This is a genomic window from Verrucomicrobiales bacterium (assembly GCA_016793885.1).
Classification (GTDB): Bacteria; Verrucomicrobiota; Verrucomicrobiia; order Limisphaerales; family UBA11320; genus UBA11320.
Map to the genome: position 1 here is coordinate 17152 of JAEUHE010000233.1, position 21725 is coordinate 38876.

14 protein-coding genes and 1 riboswitch are annotated in these 21725 nt (G+C 59.9%); of the genes, 3 read left to right on the forward strand and 11 right to left on the reverse strand.

Features of this window, described 5'->3' with window-relative positions; genetic code table 11:
* The first annotated feature begins 28 nt into the window (after positions 1-28).
* A complete protein-coding gene (locus tag JNN07_25420) occupies positions 29-487 on the forward strand; it encodes a KH domain-containing protein (GenBank protein MBL9171098.1) in 459 nt (152 codons plus the stop codon).
* A gap of 366 nt (positions 488-853) precedes the next feature.
* Here the strand turns inward: JNN07_25420 and JNN07_25425 are convergent, their stop codons facing one another.
* From JNN07_25425 to JNN07_25435, 3 genes are all read right to left on the reverse strand, one after another.
* The gene (locus tag JNN07_25425; GenBank protein MBL9171099.1) at positions 854-1660 is read right to left on the reverse strand and encodes a prepilin-type N-terminal cleavage/methylation domain-containing protein; all 807 of its coding nucleotides are present in this window, start codon (positions 1658-1660) and stop codon (positions 854-856) included.
* Positions 1661-1674: 14 nt separating this feature from the next.
* On the reverse strand, positions 1675-2544 hold the full coding sequence (locus JNN07_25430; GenBank protein ID MBL9171100.1) for a PEP-CTERM sorting domain-containing protein: 870 nt from the start codon (positions 2542-2544) through the stop codon (positions 1675-1677).
* Positions 2545-2746: 202 nt separating this feature from the next.
* Positions 2747-2913, reverse strand: a riboswitch (cobalamin riboswitch).
* A 144-nt stretch (positions 2914-3057) separates the two neighbouring features.
* Entirely contained in the window at positions 3058-5796 is a 2739-nt protein-coding gene (locus tag JNN07_25435; protein MBL9171101.1) for a DNA translocase FtsK, read from the reverse strand.
* A 415-nt stretch (positions 5797-6211) separates the two neighbouring features.
* Between JNN07_25435 and JNN07_25440 the strand changes: the two genes are divergently transcribed.
* Complete coding sequence (locus tag JNN07_25440; GenBank protein MBL9171102.1) at positions 6212-7723, forward strand: sulfatase-like hydrolase/transferase; 1512 nt, start codon at positions 6212-6214, stop codon at positions 7721-7723.
* A 522-nt stretch (positions 7724-8245) separates the two neighbouring features.
* On the opposite strand, the gene JNN07_25445 is transcribed toward JNN07_25440, so the two are convergent.
* Both JNN07_25445 and JNN07_25450 read right to left on the reverse strand, forming a co-directional pair.
* A complete protein-coding gene (locus JNN07_25445) occupies positions 8246-9580 on the reverse strand; it encodes a PQQ-binding-like beta-propeller repeat protein (GenBank protein ID MBL9171103.1) in 1335 nt (444 codons plus the stop codon).
* Positions 9581-9634: 54 nt separating this feature from the next.
* Positions 9635-11455, reverse strand: a complete 1821-nt coding sequence (locus JNN07_25450) for a PLP-dependent transferase (GenBank protein MBL9171104.1) — start codon at positions 11453-11455, stop codon at positions 9635-9637.
* 164 nt (positions 11456-11619) lie between these two features.
* On the opposite strand from JNN07_25450, the gene JNN07_25455 reads away from it, so the two are divergent.
* The gene (locus tag JNN07_25455; protein MBL9171105.1) at positions 11620-11937 is read left to right on the forward strand and encodes a glycoside hydrolase family 13; all 318 of its coding nucleotides are present in this window, start codon (positions 11620-11622) and stop codon (positions 11935-11937) included.
* Between the two features lie 85 nt (positions 11938-12022).
* Here JNN07_25455 and JNN07_25460 read toward each other — a convergent pair whose 3' ends face one another.
* The 6 genes from JNN07_25460 to JNN07_25485 form a co-directional block, all read right to left on the reverse strand.
* Positions 12023-13456, reverse strand: coding sequence for a DUF1501 domain-containing protein (locus JNN07_25460; protein MBL9171106.1), 1434 nt, complete (start codon positions 13454-13456; stop codon positions 12023-12025).
* Positions 13457-13471: 15 nt separating this feature from the next.
* Positions 13472-15688 carry a DUF1553 domain-containing protein gene (locus tag JNN07_25465; GenBank protein MBL9171107.1) on the reverse strand — a complete coding sequence of 739 codons (2217 nt, stop codon included), beginning with the start codon at positions 15686-15688 and terminating at the stop codon, positions 13472-13474.
* A gap of 261 nt (positions 15689-15949) precedes the next feature.
* Positions 15950-18304: a serine hydrolase gene (locus JNN07_25470; protein MBL9171108.1), complete on the reverse strand. Its 2355-nt coding sequence runs from the start codon at positions 18302-18304 to the stop codon at positions 15950-15952.
* A gap of 519 nt (positions 18305-18823) precedes the next feature.
* The gene (locus tag JNN07_25475) at positions 18824-19942 is read right to left on the reverse strand and encodes an MCE family protein (GenBank protein MBL9171109.1); all 1119 of its coding nucleotides are present in this window, start codon (positions 19940-19942) and stop codon (positions 18824-18826) included.
* 14 nt (positions 19943-19956) lie between these two features.
* Positions 19957-20754 carry an ATP-binding cassette domain-containing protein gene (locus tag JNN07_25480; GenBank protein MBL9171110.1) on the reverse strand — a complete coding sequence of 266 codons (798 nt, stop codon included), beginning with the start codon at positions 20752-20754 and terminating at the stop codon, positions 19957-19959.
* A complete protein-coding gene (locus tag JNN07_25485; protein MBL9171111.1) occupies positions 20754-21545 on the reverse strand; it encodes an ABC transporter permease in 792 nt (263 codons plus the stop codon). The genes JNN07_25480 and JNN07_25485 overlap by 1 nt, the downstream gene beginning before the upstream one ends.
* Positions 21546-21725 lie beyond the last annotated feature (180 nt).

Genomic DNA, 21725 nt, shown 5'->3' on the forward strand with positions numbered 1-21725 from the left:
ATTTCCTGAGTTCAACTCCTTGAGCGTTATGTCGAACACTCCCAAAGAAACCCTGGAAACCCTGCTTCGCCATCTCGAGTTTGATGCCACCGTTGAGGAGCATCAACTGGAGGAGGGCCTGGTTCTGGATGTCAAGACGGATGACCCTGGACGTCTGATTGGCCGGCAGGGCCAGACGTTGGCCGATCTTCAGTATCTGCTCAATCGGATGCTCTTTCAGGGCGACGACACCGTGCCTAAGGTGACGGTCGATGTGGGGGGGTATCGCACCCAAGCGCGCGATGGCCTGATCAAGAAGGCTAAGGAAGCGGCCGAGAAAGTGCGGCGCTGGGGGGATGTCATCGAGTTGGAGCCGATGAATTCCTACGATCGTCGAATCGTGCATAACACCTTGAAGGACGATCCTGATGTTGAGACGTATAGCGTCGAAGTGGAGGGCACGCCCAAGAAGGCGATGCTGCTTCGTCCGAAGCGGGCTAGTGTTTGAGCGGGGGACAGATTTGTAGGAGACGACGTGAGGAGTTCTGGGAGTTACCTGTCTCCCTCCGCGTTGCGAACCGATCCCTCAGGTGCCGAAGCCTGCCAACGAACGGTATCACCACAAGCGTCCTAAGTGACTGCCAACGACGGGTCCCCCCCAACCCGAGCCAGGCCTGCGCGCACTTACACCGCAGAGACGGAAAGAGCGCAGAGAGGGAAAGTAACTGGTGAACCACGGATTTCGCTGATCCCACGGATTAAGAATCTTGAAGGGATCGGAAGTGAAACCCCCTTCTTCTTTCCATCCGCGTCATCCGAGAAATCCGTGGTTAAAACTTCCGTCTTAGGTTTCTCTGGAACTGCTCAACTGGACCTACCTCGTCATGAGCACTTCGGCGCGCAAGCGGCCGACTACCTCGGCGGGCAGGCGAGGGTCGATTGATCCGTCGGCGGGAAGTTCGGTTCCGACATGTCCGTCGGCGAAGACGACATTGGCACGTGCTTGATGTCGGAAGTGTACGGTCGCTTCGCGAGGCGTCACGTAATAGAACTCCTCGAGCATGGGGTTGTCTTTCGAGGCGGGTGCTTGGAAATCGTTTACCTGGGCGGCGTCGGCAAACAGCGTGGTCGACGTAGGGCAGGGAAGGTTGCGCACCTGGATTCGTGGGTTGCTAGGCGTTGGGGAGAGGGCCAGGTTGTAGCCGTAGCCGTAGGCGGCCCCAGAGGCCTTCAGTTTGAAGTTGGAGCTGCCGTATTTCAGGCTGGGACAGATTTCCACGCCCCGTCCCGCCAGGTAAGGATAGAGCACCCCTTGCCGATGATCTACTCGCCGTTCCCCTTCACTGCCTCGCTGAAGCCAGCCGAACCAGTAGAGATCCCCGTTGTTGGTGCTCCCTTCGCGATATCGGAAGGCGAGGCTTTCGTGATCGTCCCAGTAGAGCTGCGTTGCCAGCCCAAGCTGATGCAGATTGCTAATGCATCTGACTCGCTGGGCGGCTGACCGTCCGCGAGCGAGCGATGGCAGCATGAGGGAAGCCAGCACGCCGATCAGCGCGATCACCACCAGGAGCTCGATCAAAGTCAGGCCCTGCACGCGGAGTCGTGGTGGGACGATCGGACACAGCGAGCAGTGGTGTTGCTTCGCGTTGTCTCGAATTCGAGTGGCCTTGGTAGGCGACATTTCTGGCAGCGAATTCAAAGCGGTTTCGTACCTGTGGAGCCGAAAGGCTGGTGGTGTCGCTTCGCGGTGGAGCGGAGTCCCGCGGCTCCCAGTAGTCCCAAGCCGAAGAGAGCCCAGGTGGCGGGTTCGGGAACGGCGGCGATCCCATCCAACTCGATCTTGCCGTGGCTGACTTCGATCCGTACGAAGCGGGCGCTTGCGATACCTGCTTGGCTTCCATCGCTTTTACGAGCCCAAGCCAGGTCGAAGCCGGTTCCACCTGCAGATCCCGCGTAGAGTTCTTTGATCCCGGCGAGGTTCTTTCCGGCGAAATCCGCACCGGTGAGCGACGGGTTTACTGGCTTCAAGAAGTCTCCCGAGGCATCCGTGGGGAAGAGGCTGTCGACTTGAGCGGTGAGGCCGCTGGGCACGACTAGTTCATAGTAGTCCTGGTTGTTGTCGCTAACCCACACTGTGGAAGCTCCGGCTGGGTCGAAGGTGAACAGAGTGCCATCGGTCGTCCATTCCGACTCCGGCACGGAGTAGTCGTTCACCTTAAACCCGTTGTTTCCGAACAGGATCAGGTCGATGCCGTAGGGATTCCAGGCGACATCTTGGGCACTGATTCCAAGTTCCAAGGTGATGGAACCCCCGGCGCCGATGGATACCAGCTGGCCGGTGGGCCAAGGAGGATTGAACGGCGTGACTGGCGCATCCGTCGGCCCGGCAGGAGTGATGCGGGATGGCTCGCCAAGCGCTGAACTCGGATTGTTGTAGGCGTTGGCGGCGGTCGAGCCCTGCGAATAAGCAATCACTCGATCGGCGTACGGCGTGGCCGAGGCGGGGACGATGGAAGAGAAGAGGCCGGCCGCGAGGGCAAGCCAGAACGGAACGGAACGAGTCATAGCACTGGTCTTTCACAGCTCCGGCACAGCCGGAGCGGGGTTATGGACAATTCGAGACCAGTGGGAGGATCCAAAGCAAAAAACCTTCGATCCTCCGCAAATCAGAGAATGAAGGTATTCAACGATTCCCAGCCACACACGTGGCGGGGTCAAGTCTCATCCTTCTCATTGACGGAGAAGTGAGCGCTCTCTTTCGAGAGCATTCGGACGAGCGATAAGAAGTCGATATCCTGACTCCGGGTTTCACCTCGCTCCCGCCTTCCCAGTTCTGACGAACCAGTGGCCTTTGGGAGTTTGTAACCCGTTACAGTGGCGCAACCGTTCCCGACTTTCACGGGATTCCCTGACACCTCTTAACGTTCAACGATCAGCCGATAGCTGACCTATTTCAAAGAGCGCGGATGTGATACAGAATTTGAGTGGTGGGTGTCACGTGATTTTTTTTGGGCTGGGGGGGCGGGGGAATCGTCCGGGGACGCACGACGCTACAAAATTGTAGTCTGGCGTCCCCTCCTACTGTGCGATGTCGTTCTGCAGGTTGGCGCTGCGGCCGTCGGCACCCGTGCCATCCAGGTCGATCAGGATATCCCTTGGTTCAGCTCCGCGGCTCGGGCCAACAATCCCTCGTGACTCCAGTTCGTCCATAATTCGAGCGGCCCGGCCGTAGCCCAGCTTCAGCCTTCGTTGCAGCAGCGACACGCTCGCCTTCTGCTCACTTCGAATGACCTCGATGCATTGCTCGATCAATTCCTCATCCTCGTCGCTGCCGCCATCGGCGTCAAAATCACGAACCGGCTTCTGGAGTTGTGCGTGAATATCCATCTCGTAGCTGGGTTTACCCTGCTTCGCGATGTGGTCGACGACGCCCTGCAATTCTTGGTCGGTAATCAGCACGCCCTGAACGCGAGTCAGTTTGGAGGAGCCAGGCGGAAGGAAGATCATGTCGCCCTTGCCGAGAAGCTTGTCGGCTCCCATGGCGTCCAGAATGGTGCGGGAATCCACCTTGGAAGCGACCTGGAAGGCGATCCGCGCCGGGATGTTGGCCTTGATGACGCCGGTGATGACATCCACGCTGGGACGCTGGGTGGCGACGATACAATGAATGCCGGCGGCGCGTGCCATCTGCGTGATTCGAGCGATCGCCATTTCGACATCCGCCGGAGCCACCAACATGAGGTCGGCCAGCTCGTCAATGATCACCACAATGTAGCTGAGCTTCTCAGGGATCACGATGTCTTCATCGCGTGGCACCACGATTTCCTCATCCAGTTCGACCGCAAAGCCGTCGGAATTCACCTCGACCCGTTCCTTCTTGGCGGTCAGGGGAAGCTCCAGCTCGGCGGGCTTGGGCGCCGGAGCGGCCTTGGTACGCTCGTTGAAGGATTTGATGTTGCGCACGCCGACCTTCGCGAAGATCTGGTAGCGCTTCTCCATTTCATTGACCACCCAGCGGAGAGCGAGCACGACTTTCTTGGGGTCGGTGACGACGGGCACGACGAGGTGTGGCAGCGCGTTGTACTGCTGCAGCTCAACCACCTTGGGATCGATCATGACGAAGCGCAGCTGGTCGGGCGAAAACCGGTAGAGCAGGCTGGCGATGATGGCATTAATGCAGACCGATTTGCCTGAGCCGGTGCTGCCGGCCACCAGCAGGTGGGGCATGTCGGCAAGGTCGCCAACAATCGGGTGGCCGTACACATCTTTGCCGAGCGCAATCGGGAGCCGGGCCTTCGAATGCTGCCATTCCTCGGACTCCAGCAGATCGCGCATGATCACCTTGGTCTTGATGGCGTTGGGCACCTCGACACCTACGGAACTCTTGCCGGGAATCGGTGCGAGAATATTGATGCGTTCGGCCTTGAGAGCTGCGGCGATGTTGTTGGCGAGGCCCGAAATCTTCTCCAGTTTGACGCCGGGAGCGGGGTGGAGCTCATAGCGCGTGATGGTTGGACCTTTGGTGATGTCGCCCATCGCCACGGCGATGTCGAACTGAGCCAGCGTGCTCTGCATGAGGCGCGCATTGGCCATGAGCTCTTCCTTGGTCTCGGTCGGCTTGACGTTTTGATCGGGGTGGTTCAGCACGTCCATCGGAGGAAGCTGGTAATTACCGATCTTGGGTGCGGAAGCCACCACGATGGGCTTGGGCTTGCGAGCCAGGCGTTTGGCGCGTAGGCCGCCGCCCGAGTTGTCGTTGAAAGTGACGGCATCAGGGCCGGCTGCCGAAGGGGCTCCGGCGACGGCAGGTGTCGGCGCGGCGTCGGAGCCGACACTATCTCCTGGGGTTCCCCCGGCCGCCTTTTTTGCAGTCGGTTCGGAATCGGTGCTGCCAAAGGGGCGTCCCAGGATGGCCTCGCTGGTGGCAGCCGCGATTTCCTTGGCTTTGATGACTTCGCCTTCCAGCTCCTCGGGTTCCTCGATGGGTTCAGGGGCCGGCTTGGACTTCTGAGGTTTGCCAGTGCGGGGCTGAGGCACGCTGAGATCTCGGACCATTGGTGCCGGCACGGGTTGAAGATCCGCTCCCAACCCAGCGGAAGCGGGCTTGGCTGCACCCCCCTTCTCGGGCTTTTCGGCTTTTTCCTTCTGGTCAATTTCGTCGCGAAGGCGGGCGGCCTCCTTCTCCAGCTCGCGTTTACGTTTAGAGAGTTTTCGCTCTTCGGGAGATAACCCTTGTTCGATTTCCTGAGCCTCCGTGGCACGGTTGACCCGCTCGCGGAGCCATTCGCCCAGGTTAAAGTGAGTGAGGAATCCCAGGCCGATGAAATACATCAAGGCGAACAAGATGGTGGCACCCGGCTTCCCAAAATTATTGAAGATCAGGCTATTCATCCCCATCCCGGCTAGCCCACCGGCACTCGGTGCGTTCAGGCTCGTGCAGAGCGATTTCAGGTTGCTGCTGTATAGGTCCAGGAGACCGAGGGTAGCGACAAAAAGGAGCAGTCCGGCCCACCACCGGTGGCGAAGGTAGGTCAGGATTTGCAGGAGATAACCTAGTCCGAACAAGCCCAACAAGAAGGGAAGCGCGAAGGCGGCCACGCCGAAGCACAAAAAGAAGCCGTTTGCCAAGTAAGCGCCGAACCCCCCGATCCAGTTGTGCATGGGCATGACGGGCCCCGCTCGATTGATACGGACATCGGCCCGGTCGAACGAAATTTGCGACGCGAACAGCAGCAGGGCTCCTGCAATCAGGAGTATCCCGATAATGTCCGCAAAGCCGCGCTGGGACGTGCTCGGATCTGGTTCTTTACTCGCCATGGCAGCATCCTAAAAACGTGCATCGAAAGAGCAAGAGGCAAAATGGCTATCTTGGAAGGCGAGGGGAGGTCCCGCGCATGGATTGGGCTTCAGGCGGAGGGGGCACCGAAGTGACATTGCGCGTGGGGACCTGCTAAAGCAGGAACTCCATACCCCAAGGCCTCAGTCCCCTGTACGGAGTTGATCGCGAGGCGGTCCGATGAGGCTTAAAGTTCATTTGTCCGCCTTCAGGCGGAGGGTGCACCGGAGTGAGATCGCGCGTGGGGACCTGCTAAAGCAGGAACTCCATACCCCCAAGACCTCATCATAGGTTTAGTGACTCTGAAGGCCGGCTATTGGGGATGGGGTTGCGGCGGGCGCGGATTCCTGCGCCGGGGATTGCGTTTGCCTGACAAACCGAGGAATTATCCTGCGCATGCACAGACTCTACTCCTTTCACTCTTACTCCCGTCGAAGCCTGAATTGGATGCGCGGGCGGTGTCTTCTGCTGTGCCTTGTCTTCACGGGCGCCTTCGCGCCGGCCTTGGTTAACGGAGCAGCGGATCAATTGGCCGCGCCTCATAGCGAGCGACCGAACTTCCTGCTCCTGCTGTCCGACGATCAAACCTTTCGCACGCTCAGCCGCCTGGGGGAGCTTCCTTGCCGCACTCCGAATCTGGATCGATTGGCGCGGCTTGGGTTGCTGTTTACCCACTGTTTTAACCAGGGTGGCTATAGCGGGGCGGTCTGTATCCCCAGTCGGACCATGCTGAACACCGGGCGCCGGGTCTGGCAGTGCAGCGATGCCAAGCGCCAAGGGATCGCCGATGGTGCCGCCTTGTGGGGGGAAACGATGCGTCAGGCCGGGTATCAAACGTTTATGGCAGGCAAGTGGCATCTGCCCCAGGCGGCACTGGTGCGCAGCTTCGAAACACTGGGGCCGCTCACGGGCGGATTCCTTCCTTCAACGACCAATGGTGGTCTGGCGTACTATCGGCCCGCTCCTGGCAATGACTGGACCCCAGAGGATCCTCGGTGGAAGGGGCATTGGCTGGAGGTGGAGGGGAGGACGGTGCACAGCAGTGTTCGCATCGCAGATGCGGCCATTGATTATCTCCAACATCAGGCCTCGACGAGGCCGGCCCCCTTCTTCATGTATGTAGCCTTCAATGCACCTCACGACCCTCGGCAAGCGCCGCGCGAATTTTTGGACATGTATCCGGCGGGACAATTGAGAGTTCCGCCTAACTTTCTGCCGAAGCATCCCTTTCGCATCGACAATTTCGATCTCAGAGACGAGATCCTGGCACCCTATCCACGCACCCCGGCGATCGTTCAGACTCACCTACAGGAGTATTACGCCATCATCACTCACATGGACGTCCAGATTGGACGGATTTTGGACGCCCTGGAGGCCAGTGGGCAGGCGCAGAACACGGTGGTTGTCTTTACGTCCGACCAGGGTTTGGCGGTGGGTCAGCACGGGTTGATGGGCAAGCAGAACCTGTATGATCATTCGGTTCGGATGCCCTTCATCATGGCGGGGCCGGGGATCCCGCGCGGACGAAGGAACGATGCTCTGTTCCACATGCAGAGTCTCTTCGCCACTACTTGCGAAATGGCGGGCGTGCCAGTGCCGGCCTCAGTTCAGTTCCCCAGCATCGTGCCCCTCATTACCGGCCAGCAGCGAAGTGGCGATGCGGCGCTCTACGGCGCCTATCTCGATGTGCAACGTTCTGTTCGGACGAAGGACTGGAAACTCATACGAAGTCCGAAGGAATCGCAGGTGCAATTATTCCGCATCCGGCAGGATCCATGGGAGCAGCGGAACCTGGCTGCTCAGCCCAGGTATGCTTCCGTGGTGGCAAAACTGGATCAGCAGCTCAGGGAGTTGATGGCCCTGAACCAGGATCCCATGACGCCGCGACAGGTGTTCGGGCGCGAGTGAGGATATACCAGTGTCAGCCTTCCTCGCGAAGCGTCTTGGACTGTTGTAGCCCTCTACAGCGTTTCGGCACGCCCGGAGGGGGGATCCCAGCTCCGCTGGGGAGACCAAAGCGGCAGAGGGCTCTCATCTTTACCTCCAAGAAAGCGGACTAGACAAGCTGGGCAACGCCGGTTTTTCTCAATTTATCGGCAGAGCCCGAACCCGCAGGGTTCAAAGAGATCTAGCCGGGGGTGCTCGCACCCCCGGAACTGTTAAAAGTACGGAGCATCGCGCAGCGATGCCACCGGGATCTGAGACTTGCGTCACCCGACTCAAAGAACCTGATCAATTCGTCAGTCCGTTCGCCGACGGGTGGCACGCCTTCCAGGGTGCTGTTTAATAGGGGGCCGATAGACCGGGGGTGTCGCTGCGCTCCACGCCCCGGCTCATCTCTTTGAACCCTACGGGTTCTCGGCTTCGGCATCAGGAACTCACGCGAGGAAGTGAGGATCCCCTACAATTTGTCCAGTCCCCATATATCCCTTACCTCGCGCTGGCGGAGGTGCGAGGTGCGCTGAAACACCACAGGCTCTCGTAGGTTCGCAGGAAAAGTTCTCCGTCGGAGTGGGCGAAGCTGGAGTTGGTGTACTCGCCGACCGAGTTGGTGGCGATCAGCTCGAACTTCGGACTGGCGCGCACTACGAAGGCATCTCCGGACTGGTTGACGGTGTAGAGTTTGTCTCCCGCCAGAGTGAACGAAGACCAAGAATCTGCCTTGGCACCCGGACCCTTCAATCGCTCAGTCCAAACGGATTTGCCGGTGGCCAATTCCACGCACTCCGCAATGCCGTCGCTGTTGAGGATGTAAAAGTGACCATCCTTGATGACCGCGGATCCAATCCGGTTCTTCTTGGCACGCTGCTCATACCACAAGCGTTTGGAGGTGACATCGCCATCGCCGCCGGGCTTCACGGCCACGACGCTTCCGAAGAAGCCGCCGATGGCGAGCACGGTTCCTTCTCCCACCACTGGGGTGGTGTAGACCAAGGGGTTGAGCCCACCGGCATGCCAGAGCACCTTGCCGCTGGAGGGATCGAAGGATTGGAGGCTTTCGGGGAGGCTGAGGATGAGTTCAGAACGGCCCTCCACTTGGACCAGAACTGGGGTGCTGAAGGAACCAATGCGGCCGGGGAGATTTCCCTTGAAGCCGTCGAAGCGTTCTGTGGGATTCGGTTCGGGCAGGGGGTTTTCCCAGAGAGTTGCCCCGGTGCGCTTCTGCAGTGCGAGCAGTTTGGCTCCTTTGCCTGGGCCCTGGAAAACATAGCATCGATCTCCGTCCAGCACCGGTGAGGAGGCATATCCCCACTCGTGTTCCTGTTTGCCCAGATCCCGTTGCCAGAGCTCCTTGCCTTCAAAATCATAGGCGAAGACCCCGGCCGGACCGAAGGCAGCCACCACCACCGAGCCGTCGGTCGCGGGCGAGGCGGCGCAATAGGGATTGTCACCGTGAGTCTTCTCGGCGTGGGCGTAGGTGGTCCCCTTCTGCCAGAGCAGCTTGCCATCGCTGCGGCGGAAACACATCACGGTGCGCCGATGTTCCTTCTCGATCGCCTGGGTGATAAAAATGCGATCACCCCACACGATGGGAGTTGAGTTGCCCCGTTCGGGCAGCGCGACACGCCAGCGGACATTCTTGGTTTTGCTCCACTCGGTGGGGAAATGGGATTCCGAGCTAATTCCGTTCAGCTGTGGTCCTCGCCAATTCGGCCAGTCGGCGGCCGACAACGACCAGGTGGAGTTGCTTAGGAGTAGCGAGCTGAGCAGAGTCGCACGCCACAGTGCGCGCGTTCGCGGTGAGGATTTCGATGTTGCGAGCATGGCCGGAGCCTAGGTGGATTCCGGCGCCCCGTCGAAAGAAATCTTCCGTCGGAGTTACATCCAGGCTTCGGTTTTAGGTGACGCATCCAGCCACCGAGCTTGGATGTCCAGGCAGGTCGCGCGATGCAGCTGGTCTACGTCTTTAGCGGCCATGAACTGTTTGCTGAACCCGGGCTTGGCTGGGTCGATCACCAGCTCGGCCACGCGTACCAGATGCCCGATGAGCTGCCGCGGATCCTCGTCGCCCATCGCCACCCGGATGGTGGTGGCAGAGATGCCAGCCGCTTCCAATTCCTTGGCGCTCAGCTCGCTGTGACTGGTCAGGGAAGGGCAGAGAATCACGGTATTGGATTGGCCCAGGGAGACTTGATGTCCGAAGGCCGGCTCCAAGCAGTCGAAAAAACGGGTGAAGGTGGCTCGGTCGAGTTGGGCGGGCTCGAGATCCATGGTGAACAGCGGTGCCGGAAGCGCGAGTCGCATGTGGGCTTTCCGCAGGGCGGCGTTTTCATTGTTTTCCAGCGCGTTGCACTTCACTCGGAAGAGCGGATGGCTGGCCAGGAAGTGAGCGAGCACAATGGTGCTGGCGCACTTGCGGAGCAAGCGCAGCTCCAACGTGCGCGAGCCATTGATCACTTCGAAGGCCTTGTCCGCATCGAGGAAAGCCCCCTTCACATAAAAGACGTTCCAGAAGAGGGTCTCGTTCCAGTGATACGTGACTGGGCGTCCCCCCAGATCTTTGGCGCTGACGGAATCATGTTTGGGAATGAACATCCGCTCGTTCCGGGCGATCACGACACCGGCGGTGGTCGTTCCACTTCCCGTGATGTCCTTGGTGTAACTGTGAAGCACGAAGTCCGGCCGTTCGATCGGCTCGCTGCGGCGCAGGGGCTGACAAAGGAAGGGCGTGCCTACCGTGGAGTCGAGAATGACTGAAAGCCCCGCTTCGTGCGCGGCCCGGCAGATGGCAGGAACATCCAGCACGTACCCCTGAGGATTGCAGGGCGACTCCAGATACACATAGATGTGCCGGCCTGCGGCCAGACGATCGGCATGCCGCAGTTGAGTGGCGGCGAGCGCGCGCTGAAAATCCTCCACGGTGTAGCCATCGAAGAACTCCACCGCCGCATCCAGGTTGCCCGGCTTTTGGAACCAGTCATGCAGCAGCTGGAACGCGCCTCCATAGATGTTTCGCGAACTCAGAATGATGTCGCGATGTCCCACCAGATGGCTGAGGGTGGCGTCGATTGCCGCCATGCCGGAGTTGAAATTCCAGGCCATGTACTCGTGCGACAGCGGACCGCATTCCAAATCAACAATGTGGTTCGCCAGGGAGATGGATGTGGGGTTGAGCAGCCGGGAATACACTTCCAGCAGTGGTTCGCGCCCTTGGAAAGCATCGTCGATCCACTCCGTGCACGCGTAGATGTAGGTGGCGGTGCGGGTGATAACCGGTGTTGAAGAAAACAGAGCGGCAACGTTGTCGAAGATCGGGTAGGGACCTTTGGCAAGCTGGGTGGATTGATGGTTGGTGAGTGATTGGTAGGTGGCTCGAAACGGGTTCTGCAGGGAGTCCAGCAGCTTGGCCATTTGGAAGCACATGAACTTTTTGGCATTAAAAAAGGCGATGCGATCGCGACGATCCAGGGTTTTCAGCTCCTGCAAGGACAGGTCCCAGAGGGTTCGTAGCTCGACATTGGCTCGGTAGATGTGTCCTGCCAGACGACCGAGAGAACTGCCCAAGGGTGTCCGGGGGTCGATGGCGAAGTGGGCCAGTTGCTCGGCGACCAAGCCTTCGAGGTCGTGGGCCTGAGTGGTGCCGCGACGCGGGCTGAGTTGGCGGGCCAGTTTAAACTCCTGCTCGGTGGAATAGTGCATCGGATAGACTGAGGTTAAGTGCTCACCCGAGAGTAACTTCGGCTTTTGAGGCGTTCGCTTGAGTGCTCTTGCTCTCATTCTCTTCTATGCTACATTGCGCAGATCCGTGGGTTTGGTCCTTTCGCTGGCGAACCAGAGGCCTTCCTAGGACTAAGAGAGATCCGATGAGCAACTTAGAGAACTATCGTCCGAAGCGTCCCGGCGGCTATTCCGCCAAGAGCGTCATCAAACCCATCATCTTCCGCTGCATGGAGGCCAAGGCCAAGACGGTGACCGTCATGGGGGATTTTAACGACTGGCATCCGGGGTCGCATCCGATGACCCAGCAATTCGACGGTTCTTGGCGGGCGGAGATTCCGATGAACCACGGTCATCATCATTACCTCTTTTGTGTGGATGGGCAGCCGACCTTGGATCCCAACGCGCAGGGCTTGGCGCGAAATGAGCGAGGCGAGAAGGTCTGTTTGGTGTCAGTGAGCTGAGGGGGTTGGGGAAACGTCTGGGGACGGACGTCTCTATCAAGGTAGCGTGGGCCGTGTCGGCCCATCGGGCGGGGACGGACCGAGCTTACACCAGAATCTTTTCGATGACGCTCCCCGCTACATCGGTGAGGCGGTAATCTCGCCCGTTGTGAAAGTAGGTCAGCTTTTCGTGGTTCATGCCGAGCAGATGAAGAAGTGTCGCGTGTAGATCGTGCACGCTGGTCCGGTCTCTTTCCGCGCGGTAGCCGATCTCATCGGTTTCGCCGTAGCTGACTCCCCCCTTGATCCCGGCACCGGCCATCCAGGCCATGAAACCATTGGGATTGTGGTCGCGACCGCCATTGCCCTGTGAGACCGGCATGCGTCCAAACTCACCACCCCACACAACCAGAGTGCTGTCCATGAGCCCGCGACGTTTCAAATCGGTCAGCAACCCATGAATGGGTTGGTCTGTCGACGCGCAATGGTGGGAGTGATTCCCTTTCAAATCACTGTGGGCGTCCCATTCCCCATCGCTGTAGACCTGCACGAAACGCACTCCGCGTTCGATCAGGCGCCGCGCGAGCAGGCACTTCGTGCCGATGCTTTTGGATACCTCGCTATCCAGGCCGTATAAGGCCCGGGTCTCACGGGACTCCGAGGAGAAATCGGTCAGGTCGCTGGCCTCCATCTGCATCCGATAGGCCAGTTCAAAGCTTTGAATGCGGGCCAATAGATCCGGCTCCCCCTCATGCTGTCGGAGGTGTTGATCGTTCACCTCCTTCAAGAAGTCGAGTTGCGATCGCTGGTCTTGACGGCTGACGCGGTCGGGGCGGGTGAGATTGAGAATGGGAGCGCCCGCTGAGCGGAAGAGTGTCCCTTGGTAGCTGGTCGGTAAGAACCCGGCACTCCAGTTCAGTGGGCCACCTTTCACCCCTTGGGTATTGCCGAGTACCACATAGCCCGGGAGGTTTCGATTTTCGCTGCCGAGCCCGTACGTCACCCAGGCTCCGGCGCTGGGGAAGCCGGGGCGGGCGATGCCGGTGTTGATCTGGTAGAGGGCGGGAACATGGTCATTGGACTCGCTGTAGAGGGACTTGATGAACGCGAAGTCATCCACGTGCTTTGCCACGTTCGGATACTTATCACAGACCCAGGCCCCCGACTGCCCATATTGTTGAAATTGAAAGGGCGACTTCATCAGCGGCCCGGGGTTGCCGTTGAAGACGTCAATGTTGATCCGTTGGCCGTCGCGTTTGGTGAGTTCCGGCTTGGGATCGAAGAGGTCCACTGAGCTGGGCGCGCCTTCCATAAAGAGCCAGATGACCGATTTGGCGCGGCCTGAATAGTGAGGTTTCAGTGGCGCCAAGGGGTCCTGAACGCGAGCCATTCCATGGTTCGATTCGGCTGCGCGAAGCGGGTTGAGCTGGAGCAGATCTGACAGGGCCAGCAGGCCGAAACCCGCACCCGCCTTGCTCAAGAAATCCCGACGGTTGGTGAATTGCTGATACCGGGCACAATGAGAATCAAACGGCTTCATGCGTTGCCTGAGGATTTAATCCACGTAGATGAATTCGTTGAGGGCAAAGATAGCCTGACACAAATCCTCCAAAGCCAGAGTCTGGGTTTCGGTGGGTGCGACGCCCGCCGTCAGGCGTTGCTGGATTTGTCTGCCCACCAACGCAGTTATGGCTTTGAGTTCGTCCGACGACGGCTCGCGGCCGAGGGCCAGCTTCCAGGCCAGACGAGTCTGAGCGTCGGTTCCTGAGCCCGCTTCCCGTCTCAGTCTGAGCGCGAAGTCTGCGGCCCGCGCGCGGACAAAGGGGTCGTTCAGCAGGGCGAGGGCCTGCGGGGCCACCGTGGTGTTTTCCCGACGGCCACAGCTGGCCTGCGCATCCGGGCCATCGAAGGCCTGCATCAACGGCTGCTGCACGACGCGCTTATGAAAGAGGTAGACCGAACGCCGACGAGTGGATGGTGTGTCCTTCAAGTCGGTTGGATACGGGTCCTTCATGTTGCGGGCTTGAATCGCTTCGGGCGCGACCGGCGCCTTGACGGCCGGGCCGAACATCCGCGGGTTCAGCGTGCCGCTGACCGCGAGCATGGTGTCGCGGAGGATCTCGGACTCCAATCGTTGTGGACGACGCCGCCAGAGCAGGCGGTTGTCGGGATCCTTCTTCGCCTGGTCGGGATCGAAAGTCGTGTCCTGCAAATACACGGAGCTGGCGAGGATGAGCCGATGCAGAGGCTTAAGCCTCCAGCCGCCCTTCACAAACTCGGCGGTCAGCCATTCCATCAACTCGGGATGAGTGGGTGGATCGCAGCGTGCGCCGAAATCGTTGACGGTGCGCACGAGGCCTTCCCCGAAATGATGTTGCCAGACTCGGTTGACGATGACTCGTGCGACCAGATTCCCCGCGCCGTGCTCCCCGTCGGTCATCCACTCCGCCAGCGCTCGACGCTGCTGCGTAGAATCGGACCGCTTTTGGTGGTTGCGCGCGGAGGACCAATAGTCCTCAGGGCTTTTTCCGCGGGTCAAGACCGAGAGGAAGCCCAGCTGGACCGGTTCGCTCTTGGCTCTAAAGTCGCCCCGGGCTAACAGGAACGTGTCGCGCGGTTTGGCGTCCGCGTCCTCGAATCCCAGCGCGGTGGGCACTGGGCGCGGCTTGCGCGCTTTCAACTTCTGAAGTGATTCGTCCTTCTCCTTTTGACGGGCCTTTAATTCCGATTTGTCGGTCTGCTTCAACACTTGTTCCCAGCGCTGGGTGGCGGCGTCTAGCTCCGCCTTCCATTCGGCTTCCAGCTTCCGCTGACGGCGGGCCTGCTCCCAGGGTACTAACGGCAGCTCGGCCCGGTCGCCGGTGTTGAAGGCGCACAGTAGCCGGTAGTAGTCGCGTCGCGGAATAGGATCATACTTGTGATCATGGCAACGTGCGCACCCGAGGGTCAGCCCCATCATCGCGGCACCCGTCGTGGCGATCATATCATCGAGCTCGTTGAAGCGGGTACGAATCCTCTCCTCCTCCATGAGCCGGTCGGGAAGAACGGCGTGGGTTCCGGCTACGATGAAGCCGGTGGCGGCGAGCGCCGAAGGATTGTCCGGTTCCAGTTCGTCACCCGCCAACTGCCAGCGCACAAACGTGTCGAAGGGCAAATCTTCGTTGAGGCTGCGGATGACAAAGTCACGAAAATGATGCGCGGTCGGCCGGTCCGCATCGCCTTCCTGTCCATCACTGTCGGCGTAACGGACGACATCCAACCAATGCCGGGCCCAGCGTTCACCGTAGTGGGGGCTGGCCAGCAGGTCATCGATCAACTTCTCGACGGCGGAAGAAGGATTCAAGGCCGCTGCTTCCACGAAAGCCGCGATTTGGGGCGGGCTGGGCGGCAGGCCGATGAGGCCGAAATACAATCGGCGGATGAGTTTTTCAGGTTCGGCTCGTGGCGTGGCGGTCAGCCCCTGAGCGCTCAGCCTCGCCTGAATGAAACGGTCCACTGGCGTGAGCGACAACGCGCCCGCGGGAAGGCCTGGGAGGTCGGGGCGGCGGAGGGGCAGGTAAGACCAGTGTTGGCGATCCTGCTCGGTCACCAGCTTCTCCGGCGGGAGGGAGGGGGTGGCCGGCGGAACAGCGGTCAAGTCGGCCCCGAGCGCCCACAAAAGCAAGGCTGCTGACCACGCTCCGGTGTTCAACCGCGCCGTAGCAGTTCGGAGGATGGACTTTGTCCGCGAGCCAGCCCTCGTCCCGCTGTTGATTCCAATTTGGGACCTCATGGAGGCGAAAGTTTTGGTAATGGCCCGGAGCCTATCCAGCCTATCCCATCCGTGCACGCTTAAAGTGCTTCCCCGGGCGGCCCCGGGGGGATCCCAGCTCCGCTGTGGGGACAAAAGCTGTAGAGGGCTACAGCACTCCAAGACGCTTCGCGAGGCGATTGGCCATATGGAGCGCGGTAGACCTCTACCGCTTTCTAGAACCCGACGGAGTCGGGTATCCCTTAATCGGAGATACCGATCTCTCCCACCTCAAATCCCGCCCTAGTCGGTCTCGATCTCCAACTTCATGAACAGTTGGCTGTTGGTCTTGGGCAGTCGGATCTCGACGGTTTCGACTCCGAGAGCCGGACGTCCCACCGGGGTGATCGTTACCCGCCGGGCGGCCCAGGTCTGGAGGTCGCTTGAGAAGACGGGGGTGCCGGTGAGGCCTACGTCTTCGGTGCTGCGGGTCCAGCGGAACACGACGTCCTTACCTTCGATTCGCGCGGTCAGGACGCGCGCGCGGTTGGCTCGGCTGGGATCAGTGCCATAGTAAGCCTCTTCCAGATTCGACATCCGATCGCGGTCCGGATCCGCATAGGGTGCGAACCGTTCAATTAGCCCCAGGTTGAAGTCGGCAGTGCTGGCCGCTGAACTGAGATCGATGGCAAACACGGCCTTGACCCAGTTGGCGTAGTTCTGGCTGGGAACGGGAAACAGGTCGTAGCTTGGCCATTCGTTCTTCTGCTCCAGCTGATCCAGGATCTTATCGACCGCCGTGTTCAAGTCCCAGGAGCATCCGGTGCGTTTGTTCGCGAGGGCCGCGTAGGCGGTTCCGTTATTGCGGTCGACCATGAAAGAGGAGGTGCCGGTCATGCAACCGTTGTGGCCTTCAGCGCCTCCTCCGACGTCGAACCAGCCGAGGCCATACCCATTCCCCATGGTCAGGGCGAAGTTGCGCATTTCGGTGCGACGGGCCGACGATAAGATGTCACTGGGGAATGGTTCGTTGTCGATCCGACGCAGGAACTGCAGCAGATCGATGGAGGTGGCGATCCAGCCTCCGTTGGCGTCCATGCGCTTGGGGTGGATTTCGGTATACGGGTTCCCGCCGTCGGGCGCGGCATAGACGACTTCGCGAGGGAGTCGTCCGGCCTTCGTCTGGTTTCCTAGTTGCATCTGGGTGATGCCGCAGGGGGCCAGGATTGCATCCTTGATATAGTTCTCGTAGCTCTTGCCGCTGTATTTTTCGATGATTCGCCCGAGGGTGTGGTAGTCCAGATTCATGTAGTCATACCGCGTCCCGGGTTCGAACTGCGGACTGTTGGAGTCGAGGGTCCAATCCATGATTCGCTCATGATCCACGCCGTAGCTGTTGTCCCACATGGGGGTTTCGGCGGTCCAGCCGGTGGTATGGTTGAGTAGGTGTCGGACATTGATGGCCTTTTCCCAAGTGGAATAGTTGCCATTGACATATTGGGTGCCCAGCAGAGCCCCACTGCCGAAGACCTTGTCGGTCAGTTCGAATTTGTCATCGTCGATCAGCTTGAGCACACCCGCTGCTGTGATGGGCTTGGAGATGCTGGCGATGCGAAAGCGATGGAGTGGTCCAGCCCACTGGTGGTTCTCCTGATCGGCGTATCCAAAGCCCTTGGCATAGACCAGTCGTCCGTTGCGCATGATGGAGAGCGACACTCCCGGGGTGTCCGTGTCTTCCATGTATTTGCGGATTCCCTTGTCGATCAGGTCACGTGTGCTGCCGGACCAGCCGCCGTTGCGGGTCCAGGTTGAGTTAAATCGGGGAGACCCGTTCACGGAGTAGGCGGAGACGAAATCCGTGCGGTAACCTTGGTAGTAGGCATTCTCGGTTTCGGTTTGGTAGTTCGCGGCCGTGAGGGAGCCATAGTTCCACCAGGTGTCTCCCCCCACTTTGCGCCAGATGGCCGCGAACCGTTCTTCGCCGCCCACCACGCAGCCGAAGGATTGGACCAGGCGATAGCCTGCTGCCGTGGCGGCGTTGAACTCATTCTGATAGGTTGTCGTGCTCATGCGAGCCTTCCAAATCTGCACGGGGTGAACCGTCGATTTTTGCCAGATGGCGGCGTAATAGTCAGTGGCCCCGAGGGTGGTGGCGCTGAGGTGGTGCAGATGATATCCGGTGTCTTCGTAGAATTCCTTGTCCGATTGGAGCTGGGCGTAGGTGCGACCCATGCGAATGACACGATTCGCGTTTCCGGCTTCCCAGATGGCGGCGTAGCGCAGGGCGTTTCCGACCGGATAGATGCTGATCCATGTCGGTTGGAAGCTGTTGTTGCCCATGGTGATATCCTGCGACTGGATGTCTGCGGCGGTGGCGTTGTGGGTGGCGGCTTGGCTAGGGCCGTCGGTGTCGTCCCAAAGCGCCGCGAACTCCGTGTTGGCTCCATTCAGGTAACCTGACACGCAGCGCAGCCGCAGCCCCTGTCCGGTCCAGGAGTTGAACTGATCCTGATACTCATGCGACGACAGGCCATGGCGGGATACCCAGCCCACGCTGTGAGCCTGGAACGAGGAGCTGAGCAGGGCCAGCAAGGCCAGGAAGCGATAGGAAGCCAGGCGGCTGAGAACGACAAAGGGTTGCGTTGGAACGGTGATCATACCTCCTTCTACGCATTGGGAGGGAACATTCTTTCAGCCTGATGTGCTTCGGGGGTGGGGGAACGTCCGATACGGACCTCTCTGCATTTGTAGTGTGGGCCGTGCCGGCCCATCGGGGAACCCGTAGGGTTCAAAGAGACTAGCCGGGGCGTGGAGCGCAGCGACACCCCCGGTGTGTCGGCCCCCCAATAAACAGCACCCTGAAAGGCGTGCCACCCGTCGGCCAATGGGCTGACGAACTGATTAGGTTCCTTGAAGCGGTTGACGCAAGTCTCAGAAGCCAGTGGCATCGCTGCGCGATGCTCCGTACTTTTAACAGTTCCGGGGGTGCGAGCACCCCCGGCTAAATCTCTTTGAACCCTGCGGGTTCGGGCCTTGCCGCAAAGTCAGAAAAGCCGGCGTTGCCCAGCTTGTCTAGTACCCCATTTTTCGCGGCAAAGATGAGGTCGTGCCACCGCAGTCCATAGAGGGACATGCCCGCTTCGTTGGTTGCACGTCCTCCTCGGAGCCCCTGTGCCGCTATCGCCGCAGGTTCATCGGTCTCAGCGGTGCTTGATTGCTTCCGGGAGTCTTCTCGCCCTTGAAGGCGGATCGCAGCAGCCAATGCCGTTTGAGGCCTTGCACCAAGTTATCGGTGTCGACGATGAGTTGAGACACTTCCTTGACGATGTTGGTGTTCTGATCCACCTGCGCGCGGAGATTGCCAGTGATCTTGGCCAGGTTGTCGAGAGCCTCATCAAGGCTGGTGGCCACCTCGGTCAGCTGGAGGTTGGCGTTGGTGAGGGTGCTGTTGGCGGACAGGAGCGTGGTGTTGGCGTTGGTGAGGGTTTCGCTGAGCTGGCGATTGACGTTGGTGGGAATCAACCATTCACCCAGGGAGCCTTGGGGATGCTTGAGGTGATCGCTGATGATCGTCAGGTTGGCAACGATGGGTTTGGCGTCGGACAGAAGCCCATTCAGCCGATCTGTTGCATCGGCGGTGTTGGCCATGACGCGAGTCAGCAGATTCGTAAGGGCCAGAACATGTGGCAGGGCATCCTTCGCTTGCTGGACGATGGCATCCATCTGACTCGCCAGCTCCGGGGGTTCCTCCGCCGGCACGTAATACTGGGCTTTTTTGTCGTTCTTAGGGAAGGGCTTGTAGGACTTGGCGGTCGGGTCCCACATTTCGTCGATCCCCTTGCCATCCTTGGAGACATAGGTGGCGTAGACCTTGCCATGCTTGCCCGAGGCATCACCCTTGATGACTTCGAGGTAGCGGTTTCCCAGCAGCCCGGCCGACTTCACTTTCACAACGGAATCGCTCCAGACATAGCCGTGATATTCCCCTAAAACCACAAACGAGACATAAACGTCATACTCGTTTCCGGGCGGCATAGCCGTCACCGCGGTGATCTCGCCGGCATCGAAACCCATGAGTTTTACCTTGTCTCCCACCTGAATGCCGCTGCCGCTGCGTAGGTAAGTGTAGTAGGGAGCCTTGAGCACGAACCATCCCTTGCGCTTGGCGGTTTCGCGCAAGTAGAGAAAGAGTCCGATGACCATCATCAGGGTGGCGGCCATGATGAATATCCCGACAATCCGTTCGAATCGGTTGAGCCGGGTTCGCAGCTGGGGAGTTAGATCTTGGATGGGCATGGCAGTGGGGAAAGTCAGCGGGGGTCGGCCTGGGGCGAGGAAGGGGTTGCCAGCGTGTTGATGATCTGGTCGGCGGGGAGGCCCGGATCCAAAATCTCGAGTTGCCCCTCCCGTAGCACGGCATAGTTGCGGCCGGGGGCAATCCACGGGCGAAAATCGTCACAGGTCACCACCGTCGTCATGGGGCGGTAGCTGATCAAGGGATGTCCTTCGGCCAATTCGGCCACGGTTTGGAGCCACCAGCGCGCATGTTGGGGGTCCAGTCCTGACAGCGGACTGTCCAGCAGCAGGATCTCCGGTTCGAGAATGCATGCGCGCGCCAAACCCGCTCGCTGGGCCCAGTTGCGGCTGATGTTGCCGCTAAACTCGGTGGCCCAGTCATTGAGCTCCATCGCTTTCAGCCAGGCTGAGAGCCGCTTGGCAACGTCCTGGTCGGTGGCGTTGTGATGGTAGCGCAGCGGCAGGGAAATGTTGTCCGCCACGTTCAAATGCCGGAGCAGCAGCCCGCCGTCATGAACCAATCCGATTCTCAAGCGATCGGGAAGATCGGTTTCCACCTGGTTTTGATGCAGCACGCGCCCGAACAGCCGTATCTCCCCACGAAGCGGAGCCAACGCACCTGCCGCTGTGGTTAAGAAATTCGTTTTTCCGCTGCTCAGCAACCCACCGATCACCCAGAACTCCCGCGGATGAAGCTGCCAATGAACGCTCTGGATTTGCGGGGAGCCGGGGTAGCGGGTCGAAGGTATATCGACAGCCCGCAGGTCCAACAGCGGTTCGCGCTTGGGGGTGAACTGGTCGGAGAGGCTCATCACAGCAGCAGGTAGATGATGAGGAACAAGGCGTCGGCCATGACACACAGCACCACGCTCTGGGTGATGGCGCGGATGGTCGCCTTGGAGACGTCCTCGATGTGCAGCGGCTGAGCTAGTCCATGGTAGCAGGTCACCAGGGCAATCAGCACTCCCATGCCGGTGGATTTCAGGCCCAGGGCTACAAAATCTAAGGGGTGCAGCGCGCCGGCCAACTGGTTAAAGTAGTCGGAGGGCAGAATCGGCACGTTCTGGACGAAGGCCCACAGATAGCCGGCTAGCAAGGCAACCACGATCATATAGACCGTGAGACAAAACACTCCGAGGGCCATGCCAATGATGCGAGGAACCACGAAATAGTGGATCGGATCGATCCCGATCAGTTCCAGCGCTTCGACCTCGCGAGAGGCTCGGGCGGTGCCGAGTTCGATGACGGTGCCGGTTCCGGCGCGGGCCAATACGATCAACGCGGCCAGCAGGGGGCCCAGTTCGCGAACCACGACGGTCACCATCACCATACCTAGGTATTGCCGGGCACCCACCTGGGTCGCCAGGGAGACGGTTTGGCCGATGACCACCAAGCCCAACGCGACGGCGAGGAACAAGACCATGGGGAGCAGCGCGACACCGGAGCGCATGACTTGCTGCCAGATCAGGGGGTAGATCACATTGGAGGCAGTGCGTCCCTTGGTGATGAGCACCCCGCAGGTAATGAGTCCAAAGGAGACCACCCCGCGGAGCGAGGTCAGCGCACGGATCAGCCGGCTCCCCACCCAGCGGGTGTAGGACATGGGCAATCCGGTGATTGCCCGCGGGTAGTGGTCTGAATCCAGGCCCGATAGGATACCTTTCGACACCCCGAGAACCTAGGAAGCTGGGGGCCGGACGTCAAAGGATTCCGGACGTCGGCAAATCCCGCTTTGATCTCTTCCCGGCTCCTGCTACCTTCCGCGCTCCTGGTTGGGTCAAAC